General features: G+C 56.7%; 17 protein-coding genes. 15 read left to right on the top strand and 2 right to left on the bottom strand.

What is annotated here, in order from left to right; translation table 11 throughout:
• Positions 1 to 684 carry a hypothetical protein gene (locus NKJ04_RS17705; RefSeq protein ID WP_352676887.1) on the top strand — a complete coding sequence of 228 codons (684 nt, stop codon included), beginning with the start codon at positions 1 to 3 and terminating at the stop codon, positions 682 to 684.
• Positions 685 to 792: 108 nt separating this feature from the next.
• On the opposite strand, the gene NKJ04_RS17700 is transcribed toward NKJ04_RS17705, so the two are convergent.
• Positions 793 to 1,974, bottom strand: a complete 1,182-nt coding sequence (locus NKJ04_RS17700) for an SGNH/GDSL hydrolase family protein (RefSeq protein ID WP_352676885.1) — start codon at positions 1,972 to 1,974, stop codon at positions 793 to 795.
• Positions 1,975 to 2,027: 53 nt separating this feature from the next.
• Positions 2,028 to 2,333 (bottom strand): hypothetical protein, encoded by a 306-nt coding sequence (locus NKJ04_RS17695; protein ID WP_352676883.1) that lies wholly within the window; start codon positions 2,331 to 2,333, stop codon positions 2,028 to 2,030.
• Between the two features lie 214 nt (positions 2,334 to 2,547).
• Here NKJ04_RS17695 and NKJ04_RS17690 point away from each other — a divergent pair, with 214 nt between their 5' ends.
• From NKJ04_RS17690 to NKJ04_RS17625, 14 genes are all read left to right on the top strand, one after another.
• Positions 2,548 to 2,775 carry a hypothetical protein gene (locus NKJ04_RS17690; protein ID WP_352676881.1) on the top strand — a complete coding sequence of 76 codons (228 nt, stop codon included), beginning with the start codon at positions 2,548 to 2,550 and terminating at the stop codon, positions 2,773 to 2,775.
• Positions 2,738 to 3,619, top strand: a complete 882-nt coding sequence (locus NKJ04_RS17685) for an FAD-dependent thymidylate synthase (protein WP_352676879.1) — start codon at positions 2,738 to 2,740, stop codon at positions 3,617 to 3,619. Before NKJ04_RS17690 ends, NKJ04_RS17685 begins: the two co-directional genes overlap by 38 nt.
• Positions 3,620 to 4,020: 401 nt before the next feature.
• Positions 4,021 to 4,332, top strand: a complete 312-nt coding sequence (locus NKJ04_RS17680) for a hypothetical protein (protein WP_352676877.1) — start codon at positions 4,021 to 4,023, stop codon at positions 4,330 to 4,332.
• 146 nt (positions 4,333 to 4,478) lie between these two features.
• Positions 4,479 to 5,087 (top strand): H-NS histone family protein, encoded by a 609-nt coding sequence (locus tag NKJ04_RS17675; RefSeq protein ID WP_352676875.1) that lies wholly within the window; start codon positions 4,479 to 4,481, stop codon positions 5,085 to 5,087.
• A gap of 102 nt (positions 5,088 to 5,189) precedes the next feature.
• Positions 5,190 to 6,512, top strand: a complete 1,323-nt coding sequence (locus NKJ04_RS17670) for an ATP-dependent DNA helicase (protein ID WP_352676873.1) — start codon at positions 5,190 to 5,192, stop codon at positions 6,510 to 6,512.
• 15 nt (positions 6,513 to 6,527) lie between these two features.
• Positions 6,528 to 7,031, top strand: a complete 504-nt coding sequence (locus NKJ04_RS17665) for a hypothetical protein (protein WP_352676871.1) — start codon at positions 6,528 to 6,530, stop codon at positions 7,029 to 7,031.
• Between the two features lie 145 nt (positions 7,032 to 7,176).
• Positions 7,177 to 9,831 (top strand): DNA polymerase, encoded by a 2,655-nt coding sequence (locus NKJ04_RS17660; protein ID WP_352676869.1) that lies wholly within the window; start codon positions 7,177 to 7,179, stop codon positions 9,829 to 9,831.
• Between the two features lie 245 nt (positions 9,832 to 10,076).
• Positions 10,077 to 10,367, top strand: a complete 291-nt coding sequence (locus NKJ04_RS17655) for a hypothetical protein (RefSeq protein WP_352676867.1) — start codon at positions 10,077 to 10,079, stop codon at positions 10,365 to 10,367.
• A gap of 1 nt (position 10,368) precedes the next feature.
• Entirely contained in the window at positions 10,369 to 10,812 is a 444-nt protein-coding gene (locus NKJ04_RS17650) for a dATP/dGTP diphosphohydrolase domain-containing protein (protein WP_352676865.1), read from the top strand.
• Positions 10,813 to 10,911: 99 nt separating this feature from the next.
• Positions 10,912 to 11,901 carry a hypothetical protein gene (locus tag NKJ04_RS17645; protein ID WP_352676863.1) on the top strand — a complete coding sequence of 330 codons (990 nt, stop codon included), beginning with the start codon at positions 10,912 to 10,914 and terminating at the stop codon, positions 11,899 to 11,901.
• Positions 11,888 to 14,041: a primase C-terminal domain-containing protein gene (locus NKJ04_RS17640; protein ID WP_352676860.1), complete on the top strand. Its 2,154-nt coding sequence runs from the start codon at positions 11,888 to 11,890 to the stop codon at positions 14,039 to 14,041. The genes NKJ04_RS17645 and NKJ04_RS17640 overlap by 14 nt, the downstream gene beginning before the upstream one ends.
• 64 nt (positions 14,042 to 14,105) lie before the next feature.
• A complete protein-coding gene (locus NKJ04_RS17635; RefSeq protein ID WP_352676858.1) occupies positions 14,106 to 14,837 on the top strand; it encodes an AAA family ATPase in 732 nt (243 codons plus the stop codon).
• A gap of 52 nt (positions 14,838 to 14,889) precedes the next feature.
• Entirely contained in the window at positions 14,890 to 15,639 is a 750-nt protein-coding gene (locus tag NKJ04_RS17630) for a hypothetical protein (RefSeq protein ID WP_352676855.1), read from the top strand.
• A gap of 22 nt (positions 15,640 to 15,661) precedes the next feature.
• Positions 15,662 to 16,219, top strand: coding sequence for a hypothetical protein (locus NKJ04_RS17625; RefSeq protein WP_352676852.1), 558 nt, complete (start codon positions 15,662 to 15,664; stop codon positions 16,217 to 16,219).
• Position 16,220: the final 1 nt, after the last annotated feature.

Raw genomic sequence — 16,220 nt, 5'->3', positions numbered from 1 at the left:
ATGGACAACCCCGCAGCCAACCTCAACGACTTCATCGTCGCCGAGGTCCACAAGCAGACCAGCGAGCCGGCGATCCAGGCACTGGTCGAGAAGAAGATCGCCGAGACCGTGGCAGATGCCGTCAAGCGCTCGATGGAGAGCTATGGTGATGTCGGCAAGCAGATTCACAAGGTCGTTGCCAATGCCCTCGACATCGGCGAGCGGCTCGACGTGCCGGCCTATGGCAACATGGTCATGGCCGTGCTGCGATCCAAGATGGACGAGGTCCTGCAGCCGCTGGTGACCGAGAAGCTCGCCCAGGAGATGAATGACATCCTTTGCCTGGCTCCCAAGAAGCTGAAGCTCACCGACGTCGTCAAGGCAATGATGAGCGGCATCGAAGTCGCCGATCGCTACGGCACCTATGCCACCTGCCTGATCGAGGAGAGCGAGTACGCCACCGACTACATGCATATCGCTCTTGATCCAGAGGAGAACGTGCAAAAATACGAGTGCGCCCTCCAGATGGGCGTGACGTCGACAGGTGAAATTTATTCTCTGTCGATCGACAGGAAGGACGCCAAGACCACCGTCCGCATGGGCTACCTACCCGACTACCAGAAGATGGTGTTCGCCGCTTATTGCTGCGGGTCGAAGTTTGTCATCGACAACAACGAGCCAGACACCGGCATCGGCGACTTCTAATTCAGGTGCCTGACCTCGCCCCCAAACCCTGACCATCCACTTAACGGCAACGCATGTTGGCTCGATCACGCACCTGAATCGGGGCGTGGATGGTCAGGAGATCGGATCTTATAGTCCTGCCCGCGAGAAGCGGGTTGGATCCACCACGCCACTATCCTGGATAGCCTGGTAGCCGTAAGCGCTTGCATGGAGACCGTCAGCGGTCCACTTGCCGGCCGTACCGTCAAACTTCCACTTGCCGCTGTTACGTGCGGTGGAGACCTGATCGGCGATTTCAAAGAACCCCAGCGAGTTGGCGACTCCGGCGCGGATAGCGTCGTTGTAGGCGTTGATCTGCGCAAGGTTCGTGTTGACGGTCTGGCCGGCGTCGTTGATCCAGCTATTGCTGCTGGTCGAGGCCGGCGAGGACGTGGACGTGTAGCAGCGCTTGGTCGGGAAATAGCCGAGAATGGTCTGCTGCTCGCCCAGCACCGTAGCGGCGGTCTTGTTCTGGCCAGTGCCAGAGCGCAGCGCGTTGATGGCTGTCTGCACCACAACATGCGAGCAATAACTTTGCAGCGCTGCCCTGCGCGTATGCGAGGCAATGAACTCGGAGAGTGTATCTCCGGCCGAGCCGGCGTTGATGTAAGCCAGAGACGGGCCGATGGACCGGGCAAGCTCCCCGGTATCACCGACAGCGTTGAAGAGATCCCCGAAACCGGCAACACGGCTGTCGCCAATCAACAGAACGGAGGCATTGCGCGTCATGCCGATGATCGCGGTCGGGTGACAGATCGGGGCATCGTTCGTGGTCTTGTTCGGGACAAGAGTCCCACCCATGGTCTTATCAGTGATGCCCGAAGCCGCATACTCGTAGGCTTCCCCATTGGCGAAGTCGCAGACCCAGAAGTTGGAGCCCGCGGTGGCGTCGGCGAACACGATGGAGTGGGTAGCAACCGCGAAGCTGCGGACCCAGAATTTCGCGCCCTTGGGAATGTTGACGTTCACCCAGTCCGAGAGCAGCGGGACCGCGCCAGTGGCTATTCCGGAGGTGGCGCTGGCGAACAAGACCTGTGTGAAAGTGCCGGCCGGATATTCGATCGAAGCCTTATAGGTGATGCTCCCGGTGACGCTCGTCTCGAGCTTGGTGCTCGTGCGATACCAGAACCAAGCAGGAAGCTCGATCTTGAGCGACGTTATGTCGTCGCGCGCAATATGCATGGTGCGCGCATTGGCTTGCTTGTTGGTTGTCGACAAATTCGTAGGGATACGGCAGCGGGTCGCCACCTGCCCCAGGTAGAGCGATGGCACCTTGATACCGCGCCGTATACGGGCTCCAGAAAGTCGGCCAGGACGCCCCAGCATCAGATCTTGCTCACATCCGTGATGTAGAGGTTGCCGGCACCGCTAGCCGTGATCGCCGACAGTTTATGGCCGTCTGGTACATCGATGTATTCGTAGGCGCCGGCAGCCACCGGAAAGCCATTCGAGACTGAGGCAACAGGCGTCTTTCCGACCAACACGAAACAGTCCACATCCGCCTGGATCCGAACCACATGGTCCCCGTTAGTCGTATTCACTTCCGAGTCCCCATGGACCTGCGAAGCCGCAGCGGCATTGGTGATCGGCAGCTTTTCGGTAGCGCCGAGGCGGTAGGACGTATTACCCATGCGATTATCTCCATAAATCAGCTAAAATATATATCCGATTTTGGAGATGATTAACAGCTGAAAACCACCATTAGAGATTGCTAATTTATCAACTGTGGATAACTCCGGATTTAGTAACAAAGTGTAATATTCGGGTGATTGAAAATCAGAGGATTTCGGGGTTTATGGCCAGCATCCCCCAAAACCCCCCGCCCCCCCGAAGGAACTACCCAAAATGTCCCAGACGATTCAGCTAATAGCCGCAGAAATGGCACTCATTGCCACGACGGCGGCTACGATCAGAAGGGTCAAGCAGTCTCGCTTTAAGCAGTGCGAAGACTGCCCGTGGTCCGCCGATATTGCCAAACGCCTGCACAAGAAGAAGGTGTGCGACAAGCATCATGAAATCCTGAAGGAACTGAAGAATGACAACCATCTCGGCCAAGACCATCCTACGCAGTAGGCACGCTCAGAGACCTGACAAGATCCTCTCGACCTTGCTGCTGCGGTATCCCCGTCCGATCCATGCTGAGCTGATGACCCATCGTCAGCTCAGCCGTAATGCTGCCAGCTCCAGGGCGATCCCCGTTGCCAAGCTGATCCAGGACGTGATGGATGATCCCTATGTGCCGCTGCACTGGGGCAAGAACCAGAAGGGGATGCAGGCCAACGAGGAGCTGACCGGAAGCGACAGAGAGACGGCCGAATACATTTGGTTATCAGCCATGGAAGATGCCGTCGGAAGGGCGAAAGCCATCAACAGCCTTAGCGCCCACAAGCAGATCGTCAATCGGCTGCTGGAGCCCTTTGCGCACATCACCGTGCTGGTCTCGGCAACCGAATGGTCGAACTTCCGTGCACTCCGTGAGCACAAGGATGCCGAGCCGCATATCCAGATCCTGGCTCAGGAGATCGGCAAGGAGCTCGATCGGGAAGACAACATCCAGACCCTGGAACCAGGATCATGGCATCTACCGTTCGTGACTGGGGAGGATGCTACCGAACTCGTCACAAGCAGGATAATGCCTGACGCATTGGAAGATGCGATCAAGCTGTCAGTGTCCCGCTGCGCATCGACCTCCTACAAGACGGTCGACGGTTTCGACATGACCTTGGAGAAGGCGATCGAGCTGCATGACAAGCTAGTCGGAGCTGCACCTCTGCATGCTTCGCCGGCGGAGCACGTCGCCCAGGCTGATAGCTGGGAAATGGGTGCGTACGGCTCTCCTTGGACTCGTAGTGACCAGCACGGGAACTTCGTCGGCTTCCGCCAGTATCGCAAGATGTTGCCCAACGAGTGCCTTTGAAAATCGTTGATTCTCTTGAAGAAAATCTGGAGAAAATGATTCGCTGTTTCTGTCAACCTTAATAACGGAATCCCACAAGAAATTGTGGGATTTTGTGGATAAAGGGATTGTAAACGAACCGGAAATGGAGCTTAATCTCTCCAGTTCTGGTGAGCCAGTCAGAGCGAGGCACCCATAAGTCCTTCAAACTTAAGGTGTTTTGCGGCGTATCGTTGAAACCCACTACGACACGGCACAACTCATCGAGCTACCCTCTTCGAGGAGGAATTGGATCCCTCGTCCACATGGTTTAGGCCAAACCGGTGGACGGGGGATTTGTCTCTTAAGGAGTGGCATTCTTGTTTTCTTGAGTTATTATCTGGATAATACCCAGACATAATCAAGGAAATGAGAAACTTAAAATGGCTTCCGGTTACAAAAGAAAAGCAGACGACGCAGAAATCGTGAGGCTCAACAGCATCGGAATGTCGCTCTGCGGCATCGGGGAACGGCTCGGCGTGCATCACACGACGGTCAAATACCGACTTGGTGCTCTGGGCATTCAACCGGCCGACACTCGGCGAGCTTTCATGGATGACGTCTTTCGGACGTTGCCCTCGCAGCAGCAGGAGTGGTTGATGGACCAACTCGGTCCTGGCCATTCGATCAAAGACTTTGTGAGATCCCTCCTGATCAAGGAGTTCATGGGCCGGGCGGCGCCGGTCCACGATTAAGGGATTATTAAGGGATTATCTTCCTATTTTCGAGATTCTAAGTTGACAAAATAATGAAAATACCCAACGTTCTCGAAACCACATATGAATGATTCTGCCGAATAGTGATAGGGGTAATCCCGGCAGAGAAACAACAGGAGTTAACAATGAGTGATCATGCAAGTGAGGCGCCCGCCGCGCTCACTCCGCGATTGGTCTTCGATGATACCGAGATCCCGACATTCCTGCTGAAGGATCACGAGCGCAAGAAGATCAAGGATGCGGTCGAAGACCATGCGGGCAACAGGGCCATCGTAGAGCCCGAAACAGTGGCTACCCCACCGATTGGCGATCCGATCGACGAGAGCTTTGAGCTTCCCGAGGAAGCCGCCGTGACGGTCGAAGCACCGACCCAGGAATTGGAGGAAGTGGTGACACGGGACGAAGATCCCGGTTCCCATTCCGGCCCGGACGATCTGAATGATTTGTCGATCGAAGACCTTCAGCGTCAGCAGCAGGAGATCGATCGCAAGATCCAGGAGAAGCGGGAAGCCGAGAAGCAGTCGGTCATCGAGCAGATCGTTCAGGTGGTAAACACCTACAAGATCCCCATCGATGAGCTGGTCGAGAAACTTGGTGGCCTGAAGATCAAGCGCAAGGGCGTCAAGGCCACGCCGAAGTACAAGGATCCGGTTTCCGGAGCCATCTGGACCGGCCGAGGCAAGGAGCCCGCCTGGATCAAGGGCAAGGATCGAAAGCCCTTCCTGATCAGGTAGATCGAATAGCGACCCCGCCTTCTAGGCGTATAGAGAAGCCCCGGCAGCAGGGATGTTGACCGGGGTTTTCTTTGCCTGGCTCAATTTCAGCATGAGATTTCAATGACCCTCGCGATCCCACCCAGCAGTCTTTACAACCTCAACGCAGGCCAGATGAAGGCTGCGGAGAAATTCCTCGAGTTCCTGTTCAGCCCGGACAAGGAGTTCATCATCTCCGGTCCCGCCGGCGTCGGGAAGACCTATCTGATGAACTACATCATCGATAACACGATGCCGCGCTACCTGGAGATGTGCAAGCTCCTGGGCGTCAAACCGGAATACACCGAAGTCGTGATGACGGCGACCACCAACAAGGCCGCCGAGGTTCTGTCCAAGAGCACCAAGCGCCCGACCTCGACAGCCTGCAACCATTTTAATCTGGTCGTTTACGACGACTTCAAAACGGGCCAGGCCGTCCTCAAACAGACCGCCAAATGGCGAGTCCATCAGAAGCAGATCATCTTCATCGATGAGGCTTCCATGATCGATACCCAGCAGTGGAAAATGTTCCACGAGGGGACTATGGACTGCAAGCTGGTCTATGTCGGGGATCACAATCAGCTGGCCCCAGTGCATGAGGATTTGTCTCCGGTCTACAAGCATGGCGCCCCGATGATCGAGCTACTCGAACCAGTGAGGAACGCTGGACAGCCGGCTCTGATGGCTATCTGCCAGCAGCTCAGGGACACAGTAGCCACTGGCGTTTTCAAGCCAATCAAGCCTGTACCCGGCGTCATCGATCTGCTCAATGGTCCCCAGATGCAGTCCGAGATCAATCGGGTGTTTGCTCAGCAGACACACGAAGCTCGAATCCTGGCATTCACCAACAGGCGGGTGATCGAGTACAACGACTACATCCGGACCTACCGACAGTTGCCTGCCTCATTCCAGGCCGGTGAACTCCTGGTCAACAACACCGTGCTTCACACCAAGCAGGGAAATATCTCCGTCGAGGCAGAGCTCGAAGTTCTTCGGAACCACGGTCCCACCAAGGTGATGATCGACGACGAGCATAGCGTATGGCTTGATGTTGATGTTCTGGATCTACAGAACCAGTTTGGTGACGTGATCCGTTCGGTGCAGTTTCCAACGGACCGGGAGCACTTCAACGAGCTGGTCAAATACTATAACCGGTCCAAGAACTGGATGAAGAAGACGTTCCTGAAGAACAACTTCGCCGATTTGCGCCAGCATGATTCCGCTACCGTCCACAAGTCTCAGGGTAGCACCTATGAGACAGTCTTCGTGGACCTGGGTAACATCAGCACCTGCAACGTTCCGAGCCAGGTGGCAAGAATGCTCTATGTTGCTTTCTCTCGGGCTCGCAACAGGGTCATCTTATTTGGGGACCTGGCTCAAAAGTACGGGGGTCTCGACCTCTCATAAGGAAAGGATCACCCCATGGCCGCGAATGACCGTCTGTTCAACACCGTCATGACCATCTTGAACCTTCTGTTCGAGCGGGAGGAAGAGCAGCTCACCCGTCGTGCGCTGAAGATGATCCCCCGGAACATTGCTCTCGGCGGCTCGACGGACGGCTTCCGGCACATGGGCGTGATCTATTCCGAGCTCTCCGGGGGAATGCGTAAGCAGGGCAAATACATGCCCATACACCGGAGCCTGGCCGGCGAGATGGATGCCATCGTCGCCGAGCGAAAGGCCATGGACTACGAGAAAGACCGGATCCGCCAGGCGTTCACCCTGGTGCTCCGGGACTGCCGGACGTTCCAGGATATGCGCGATGCGCTGCCCAATTGCGTCAAGGACCTCATCCCCGAATGCAGGCACCTGGATCGAACCAGGGAAGAGGCGTTCACCTTGGCAGATAATCCGAGATCATATACACAGTATATGCAGCTTCGTGAAAAAATAGAGTTTTACGTCGCGTCTCGGCTGCTTTATTAAGATAATCCCCAAGGATAATCGACCGGTTTCGAGGGTCAGGCTACTTCCCGCGGCAGGCGAGCTTGAGCCGTATGCGGTTAGGACAAAGCCTGTCCGGACGGGCTGCCTGCCCCTCGTGGCCGGTCGATTCAGGAATAGAGAAACGATGCGGTATCTGACCTTTGGCTCCGAGGAACGGGCCACCTATCGAATTTGCATTCTCGTCAACGACATTCACAAGGAAGAAATCCTCAAGCACTACATCCGTCCCTACGGTCTCAGCGAGAACGAGGTGATCGTGATCGACTTGCATCAGGCGCCCGGCAAGAAGAAGACGCCGGCGGCCGAAATGAAGGCGTACATCACCGAGGAACTCAAGCCCGTCCTGGACGATCTCAACGTCGGTTACCTGCTGGTTGCCGACGGCGAATATTTCAAGACGCTGACCAAGAAGTCCACCGTCGACAAGGCGCTGGGCTACGTGCTCGACACCGAGTACGGCGACTGGAAGGTCACCTATGTGCCCAACTATCGCACGGTCTTCTTCGACCCGATCAAGGTCCCGCCAAAGATCGCCCAGGGCATCAATGCGCTGAAGAGCTATCGGAACGGCACCTATCGGGATCCAGGCGTCGACATCATCAAGTTCGCCGCCTATCCCCAGACCATCGAGGAGATAGGCGATTGGCTCGACCGGCTCCTGGAGATGGACAAGGATCTCGCGATCGACATCGAGGGCTTCTCCCTGAAGCACTACGATTGTGGTATCGGCACGATCTCGTTCGCCTGGTCGAAGACCGAGGGCATTGCCTTCGCCGTCGACTACGAGCCCATTCCTGGCGCCACCGAGGCACCGTTCGGCCGCAAGGTCCGCAACGAGCCTCTCAGGGCACTGCTGGCGAACTTCTTCCGCAAATATCTGCGCAAGGCGGTCTATCACAACATCGCCTTTGACGTTTACGTCCTGGTCTATCAGCTGTTCATGGATCACCTGCTCGACAACGAGGGGCTCCTCAATGGGCTGGAGATCATGCTCCGCAACTGGGATGACACCAAGCTCATCTCCTACCTGGCAACCAACAGCTGCGCCGGCAACCGGCTAAGCCTCAAGGACCAGGCCCAGGAGTACGCTGGCGACTACGCCCAGGAAGACATCAAGGACATCGCGAAAATACCCCTGCCACAGCTTCTCCAGTACAACCTGGTCGACGCTCTTGGCACCTGGTTCGTTCATGAGAAGAACCAGCCAAAGATGATCGCTGATCAACAGCTCGACATCTACGAGACCATCTTCAAGCCGGCGATCGTGGACATTGTCCAGATGCAACTGACCGGCATGCCCCTCGACATGGAACGTGTCCGAGTAGTCAAGGGGCTCCTTCAGGCCGACAACGATTCGGCCGTCGCCAGGATGCGGAGCAATCCGCTGCTGGGAGCACTCGAATATCACCTCAAGGAAGAGCACGTCCGCAAGCGGAACGAGAAGCTCAAAACCAAGAGGATCTCGCTCAGCGACCCTGAGTGCGACAAGGTGGTGTTCAACCCGGATTCGGATCCACAGCTCCAGCACTTCCTGTACGAACAACTCGGCTTGCCGGTCATCTCTCAGACCAAGAACAAGCAGCCGTCTACGGACGGGGACACACTTGCATCCCTCAAGAACCACACCAAAGATCCCAACGTCCTCGCTTTCCTCGAGGCGCTGATCGACTACAACGCCGTCTCCAAGATCCTGACCAGCTTCATCCCAGCGATGGAGCAGGCCCAGATGGGCAACGACGGCTGGTATTACCTGTTCGGCTATTTCAACCTTGGCGGTACGGTCTCGGGCCGGCTCTCATCGAGCAAGCCCAATCTCCAGAACCTGCCGGCCAACTCGAAATACGCCAAACTCATCAAGAGCTGCTTCAAAGCCCCACCAGGCTGGTTCTTCTGCGGCATCGATTTCTCGTCCCTTGAGGACCGGATCTCGGCACTCACCACGAAGGATCCGAACAAGCTCAAGGTCTACACCGACGGCTATGACGGCCACGCCATGCGGGCAGTTGCCTACTGGGGCGACGAGATGCCTGAGATCGATCCAGATGACGTTCAGAGCGTCAACTCGATCGCCGACAAGGCCCATGCCAATTACAAAAAGTATGGTCACTTTCGGCAGGACAGCAAGGTTCCGACCTTCGCCCTCACCTACGACGGCACCTACATGGCGATCATGGCCCAGGCAGGTATGTCCGAAGCCAAGGCCAAGAAGGTCGAAGCCCAGTATCACGAGCTCTACAAGGTCTCCGACCTGTGGAAAGCAGCGAAGCTGGACCAGGCCACCAAGGACGGCTACGTCATCGTAGCGTTCGGTCTGCGGTTGAGGACACCTCTGCTGCACCAGGTCGTTCGTGGGACCTCCAAGACGCCCTTCCAGGCCGAAGCAGAGGGCCGTACAGCTGGCAATGCCATGGGACAGTCCTGGTGCCTGCTCAACTCCCGAGCCGGCTCCGAGTTCATGGGCAAGGCGCGCAAGAGCGCCTTCCGACACGACATCAAGCCGTGTGCCCAGATCCATGACGCCCAGTATTTCTTGGTTCGGGACAACATCGACGCCGTCAAGTACGCCAACGACAACGTCGTCGAGGCATGCAAGTGGCAGAATCATCCCGACATCTGGCATGACGACGTCAAGCTGGGCGGTGAGTTCGGTATCTTCTACCCGGACTGGAGCCAGGAGGTGGTTATCCCCAACGATGCGACACCGTCGGAGATCTACGCCACCTTCGAAAAGCACATCACCAAGCTGAATGAAAAGCAGGCTGAAAAGCTTGCCGCATAAGGCTTTGGGGCCGGGAGGGAAACTTCCCGGCTCCATTATAAAGATAATACCCACATTAAAATGTGGCTGAAAATCGGGATAACCGTCTTTCATAAAAACCGCCAAGGTTTATGAGTCGATCCAACAAACGACTCTCTCGAACGGACCTCGACCCCAACACCCCCACCGCTGCCGATTTGGTCTGGCTTTTATTATAAAGCCGGTCTAGGTTCATTATGTTCAAAATATCCGGAGATAATCCCAATATGTCCCTCAAGTCCCATTTCTGGCTCATCGCCGCGCAGATCGTCACGGTCGATGAAACAAACCAGCAGCACCGCTTCGGCATGAACGTGCTGCTCAACACCAAGGCCGGCGTTGTCGCCCGCAAGGACCTGGCCAAGGCCCAGGAAGCTGCCATGCAGCGGTTCGCTCCAACCTTCGAGCAGCTGAAAGGCCATACGCTTTCGGACGTGTTCCTACTCGGCATCAGCCCTCTCGGCTTGCAGAGCCAGGCGCAGTTCCACGAAGGCTTTGCGGAAGCCGCGGCGAACTGACATGAACGCCCCGGTCACTCCTCCAACCAACCCCAAGCAGATCTACGGGGATAAGAAGCCGCCCCTGGCTTACATTCCGATGTCAGCGCAGCTGGCAGAGCTGGAGGCGTTTGTCGATGGGATGTTCAAGTACGGTCCGCTCAACTGGCGGACAAACCCGGTCGAAGCCATGACCTACATCGAGGCTGCCTTCCGGCACCTCCAGCTCTACAAGGTTGGCGAGGAACTCACCAGGGATACCCTGGTCAAGAACCTCGGCGCCGTCAGGGCCTGCTGCGGGATCATTATAGATTCCGCGGCTCATGGGACGCTGATCGACAACCGTCCTAAGTCGCAGGTTGAAGCGGATCTGCTTTATGCCGGCGAGGAGTGGATGGCCCGGTTGAAACAATGCCAGGTCGACCGTGAGCGGTTGAAAACGGACGCCTTCATAAAGGGTCTCTGATTTTCAGATAATCATTGCAAATAATGCCGAAGGGGATATTCTTTAATCCCCTCGGCGAAATGCGCCCAAAATCCCGAGATAATCCCCTACGAGGACAAGATGCGACTGACGAACAATCATGGCATTAGCTTGCCGTTGGCAGTCTGGCTGCTCAACGACGAATACGACTACATCAACGAGCCGAATTACATATCGGCCACAAGCCTGCTCAAGAGCACCCGCCAGTTGGTTCTTTCCCGCCGGGTGATCCAGGAAGACAGGGAGATGGATCTCTCGGATCTGCTCGCTTCCCGCATGGGAGCGGCGATCCACGATTCCCAGGAGAAAGCCTGGCGTGAGAATGGCCAACGGGCCATGCAGAAGCTCGGCTACCCCGAGCACGTCTGGAGCAACATCGCGATCAACCCGACCGAGGAAGAGATCGCCGCCAACCCGAACATCATCCCGATCTGGATCGAGCGCCGTGCATTCCGCGAGATCACGGTTGACGGTGTCACCTACAAGATCGGCGGCAAGTTCGACCAGGTGATCGACGGCCGTCTCTTCGATACCAAGACCACGTCGGTCTACTCCTACCTGCTCGGCCGGAAGGACAATGATTACGCCTATCAGGGCGGCATCTATCGTTGGCTCAATCCGGACCTGGTCAAGGACGAGCATGTTTTCATCCAGTTCGTTTTCACGGATTGGCAGAAAGCGAGAGCCAAGGGCGATCCGAATTATCCGCAAACCAAGACCCAGGAACACCCGGTCGAGATGCCATCGATCGAGGATACCGAGGAATACATCCGCGGCAAAGTCCGGGAACTGATCCGCTACGGCAATCTGCCGGATGAGCAGATCCCCCACTGCACCGACAAGGAGCTGTGGAAAGGCGAGACGGTCTACAAATATTACTCCGATCCCAACAAGACCAGTGGCCGTGCCACCCGGAACTTCGAGGGCGATAAGGCTGAAGCACACAATTACATGGCGTCGAAAGGCGGCAAGGGCGTTGTCGTGGCTTTCCCCGGAGAGGTGAAAGCTTGCGGTTACTGCCCGGCTTTCAACGTCTGCAAACAAAAGGACTTGTACTTTGTCGCTCCCTGATCTTTCCACTATTGACCATCACCCGGCGGTCCAGGAGATCGTCGACGTGCTCTGCACCAAGACCCAGAACCTGGACCGGGGATTCTTCCAGGCCGAGGTAGCCTACTTCCTGGGCAAGATGGCTTCGATGATGCGGGCAACCGTCATCACCAAGGACCGTGGCGAGATCCCGGTGAACATCTATGCCCTGGCTCTAGCCACCTCCGGCTTCGGCAAGGGGCACTCGGTCCACGTCGTCGAGGACGAATTCCTGAAGGGCTTCAAGTCCCGGTTCATGGAAGAGACCTTTCCGGTGCTCGCCGAGCAGCAGCTCTGGACGATCGCCAACAATCGTGCCGCCCGCAACGGCACCGACCAGCAGGAGGAATACGACAAGACGGCCAAGGAGTTCAAACAGTGCGGGGCGTTCCTGTTCACGTTCGACTCTGGCTCCCCTGAAGGCGTCAAGCAGACCCGGCAGAAGCTTCTCCGGTCGGCCTGCGGGTCCATCAACCTGCAGATCGACGAGATCGGCTCCAACCTGGTTGGCTCGGTCGATCTGCTGACCCTGTTCCTGGAACTCTATGACCAGGGCATCGTCAAGCAGAAGCTGATCAAAAACAGCAGCGACAACCAGCGGGTCGAGGAACTCGACGGCAAGACGCCGGCCAACATGCTGCTGTTCGGTACACCGTCCAAGCTGTTCGACGGTGGGGCCACGGAAGACCAGTTCTACTCGTTCCTCGAAACTGGTTATGCCCGTCGCTGCATCTTTGGCTACGGTCATCGAGCCAAGATCATGAAGGAGCTGACGGCGGCCGAGGTGTACGCCAAGCTGACCCAGAAATCGACGGACCAGGCCGTGACCAAGTGGCAGCACCACTTCTACACGCTCGCCGACCCGTCGCTGTACGACTGGAAGATGGAAGTCTCCGAAAGCGTGTCGATCACCTTGCTCGACTACAAGCTCACCTGCGAGCGGCTGGCGGAAGACATGCCGGAGCACGAGGAGATCCAGAAGGCGGAAATCTCACACCGCTATTCGAAAGCCCTCAAGCTTGCCGGCGCCTATGCCTTCGTCGATGGATCGACGGAAGTGATGCTGGAACACCTGCTGGCAGCCATCAAGCTGGTCGAGGAGTCCGGCCAGGCTTTCCAGAAGATCCTGACCCGCGAGAAGAACTATGTGAAGCTGGCGAAATTCGTTGCCAGCGTCGGTCATGAGGTCACTCATGCCGACATCCACGAGAAGATGCCGTTCTACCCGAAATCTTCGAGTCCCCGCAACGACATGATGATGCTCGCAACCTCCTGGGGTTACGTGAACAACGTCATCGTCAAGAAGTCGTTCAGGGACGGCATCGAGTTCTTCAAGGGCGAGACCCTTGAAGCGACGGATCTCGAAAGGATCGTCGTCTCCTACTCGAACCATTGGGCCTACAACTACCTTCCCGAGCTGGTGCCGTTCGACAAGCTGCACCTGCTCACCCAGACGGCCGACTATCACTGGGCCAACCATCACTTCAAGAGCGGCCACCGGGCCGAGGAGAACGTGATCGCCGGCTTCAACATGATTGTCATCGACGTGGACGGCGGGGCTTCCCTGCATCAGGCTCACGAGCTGATGAAGGAATACAAGTTCCTGACCTACACGACGAAGCGGCACTCGGATGAAGAGAACCGCTTCCGGCTGATGCTGCCGATCAACTATCGGCTGGATCTCGATCAGGATGAATACAAAGAGTTCATGAACAACATCATGGACTGGCTGCCCTTTGCCACCGACGAGTCCGCCAATCAGCGGGCCAAGAAGTGGGAAAGCTTTGCCGGCGGCGCCTTCCATTACAATCTGGAAGGCGAAACGCTCGATGTGCTGAAGTTCATCCCGAAGACCAGCCGCAATGAGCTCTACAAGAAGTCGAACCAGGAACTCGGATCACTCGACAACCTGGAACGCTGGTTCGCCGGCCGCATCGCCTCCGGCAACCGCAACAACCAGATGATCAAGTACGCCCTGTGCCTGGTCGACTCCGGTTGGGAGCTCACCGCGGTTAAAGACCAGGTGCATGCGTTCAACAAGAAACTGTCGGACAGCATGACCGAGCAGGAGATCGACAGCACCATCATGGTGACGGTCGCCAAACGATACCAGAAGCCCTGAGAAATCGGGGCTCCTTTCTCTGGTTCGATTATCTCTAATAATCCAAAACTAAATCGAGGTAATAATGTCTGAAACAAATGACCAGCTGGTGTTGGTGTCGGGTTTCTCCGGCACCGGTAAAAGCGCCAGTCTGCGCAACATCCGGAACCAGGAACGCTGGCTCTACAACAACACCGAGGCCGGCAAGCGCCTGCCATTCCAGAACAAGTTCCTGAACAAACGCATCTCTGATCCTTATGAGGTGCTCGGGTTCTTCGACCAGGCGATCGAGAACAAGGACAAGCTGGACGGCATCATCACCGACTCGATCACGTTCCTGATGGAAATGTACGAGTCCGTCTACGTGCTCGGTTCCAACGACACCCAGAAGGCATGGGGCAACTTTGCCCAGTTCTTCAAGGAGCTGATGCAGGATCGTGTTGTCCGTTGGGGCAAGCCGACGATCTTCACTGCCCACCTGCTCGATAAACTCGACACGGTGAAGCACGAGATGAAGACCGAGGTGCCCATCAAGGGCGCTCTCAAGAACAACGGCATCGAAGCCTATTTCTCGACTGTTGTGTCGACCAAGAAGATCACACTGCTCGAACTGGAGAAGTACCAGTCCGATCTGCTCACCATCACCGACGAGGATCGGGACCTGGGATTCAAGCACGTCTTCCAGACCCGGATCACCAAGGAAACAGTTGGCGAACGCATCCGGTCGCCGATGGGGATGTTCACCAAGGAACAGACCTTCATCGACAACGACTGCCAGCTCCTCCTGGACCACCTGACCAAGTTCTACGCCGGCTGACCCCGGCGAGAAACCACCCTCCACCTTCACTACCACCAAAAGGAAATATCGAATGTCCAATCTCTTTGGAAACCTGACCACCGACGGCGTGGAAGAAGCCCAGGACCGTCTCGGCGGCTTCCGTGTGCTCGAATCGGCCCCTTACACCGGCACGATCAAGGCCATGTACGCCGGCCAGTCGGCCAACTCGAAGTCCCGCAGCGTGACGATCATGTTCGCTCCCGACGAGGGCGGCTCCGAATATCGCGAGACCTTCTGGGTCACCAACAAGAACGACGAGAACTTCTACACCAAGGAAGGCAAGAAGCACTATCTGCCGGGCTTCACCGCCGTCGACGACATCTGCCAGATGGTCACCGGCAAGGGCCTGGCCCAGCAGCTGGCCGAGGAGAAGGTCCTCAACGTCTATGACCCGGACCAGAAGAAGGAAGTGCCAAAGGCGGTTCCGATGCTGATCGAGACCCTCGGCAAGAAGGTCACGCTTGGTATCATCAAGAAGGTCGTCAACAAGCAGGTGAAGGACGCCAACAACAACTACCAGGACACGGCCGACAGCCGTGAGGAGAACTCGGTCGACAAGGTCTTCCATGTCCCGTCGAACCTCACCGTCGTCGAAGCCAAGCGTGGCGTCACCACTGCTGCTTTCTACGGCGCCTGGGTCGAAGCCAACAAGGGCCGCACCCAGGACCGTCGCACGATCAAGGACGGTGCCGGCGGCCAGGCTGGTCGTACCGGACGTCCCGGCATGCCCCCCAAGGCAGGCGAGTCGAGCGGCGCCAAGACCAACTCGCTGTTCGGCTAAGAGCGTCTAGGAGCGATCTGAGATGCTCATCCCCGTCCTCGGCATGGATCCCAGTCTTCGGCACTGGGGTCTTGCCGAGGGCAATCTTGACCTCACGGCCGGTGTGCTCTCCACCCCCATTGGTTCGATCATCGAGCCGAAGGATCTGGAGGGTAAACAGGTCAGAGTGAACTCCAACGATCTATGGCTGGCCGAGCAGCTGTCAACGCCTGTGTTCCTGGCCGTCAAGAAGGCCAAGATCATCTTCGTCGAATGCCCCGTTGGAAGCCAGTCAGCCCGAACTATGGCTGCGTATGGTGTCCAGATGGGGATCTTGGGCATGATCCGAGCCATGGGGATCCCGCTTATCGAGGTGACAGCCACCGAAAATAAGAAGGTATTTACCGGAAAACGAACTGCCACTAAAAGGGAGATGATCGATCAATTGATCGTTTATTATCCTGAGATAATCCTTCCGCCTGGAAAGGGTGGAAAACCCGGTGATAAATCGGAGCATATCGCCGACGCTGTTGCCTCCATCCACTCGGGCGTTCGAACGCCCATGTTCCAGAATCTACTCCGACTTTTCAACGAGGTATAAC

It is taken from the genome of Mesorhizobium sp. M0618, assembly GCF_040320765.1.
Classification (GTDB): domain Bacteria; phylum Pseudomonadota; class Alphaproteobacteria; order Rhizobiales; family Rhizobiaceae; genus Mesorhizobium.
This window is presented reverse-complemented; position numbering and strand designations above follow the sequence as displayed.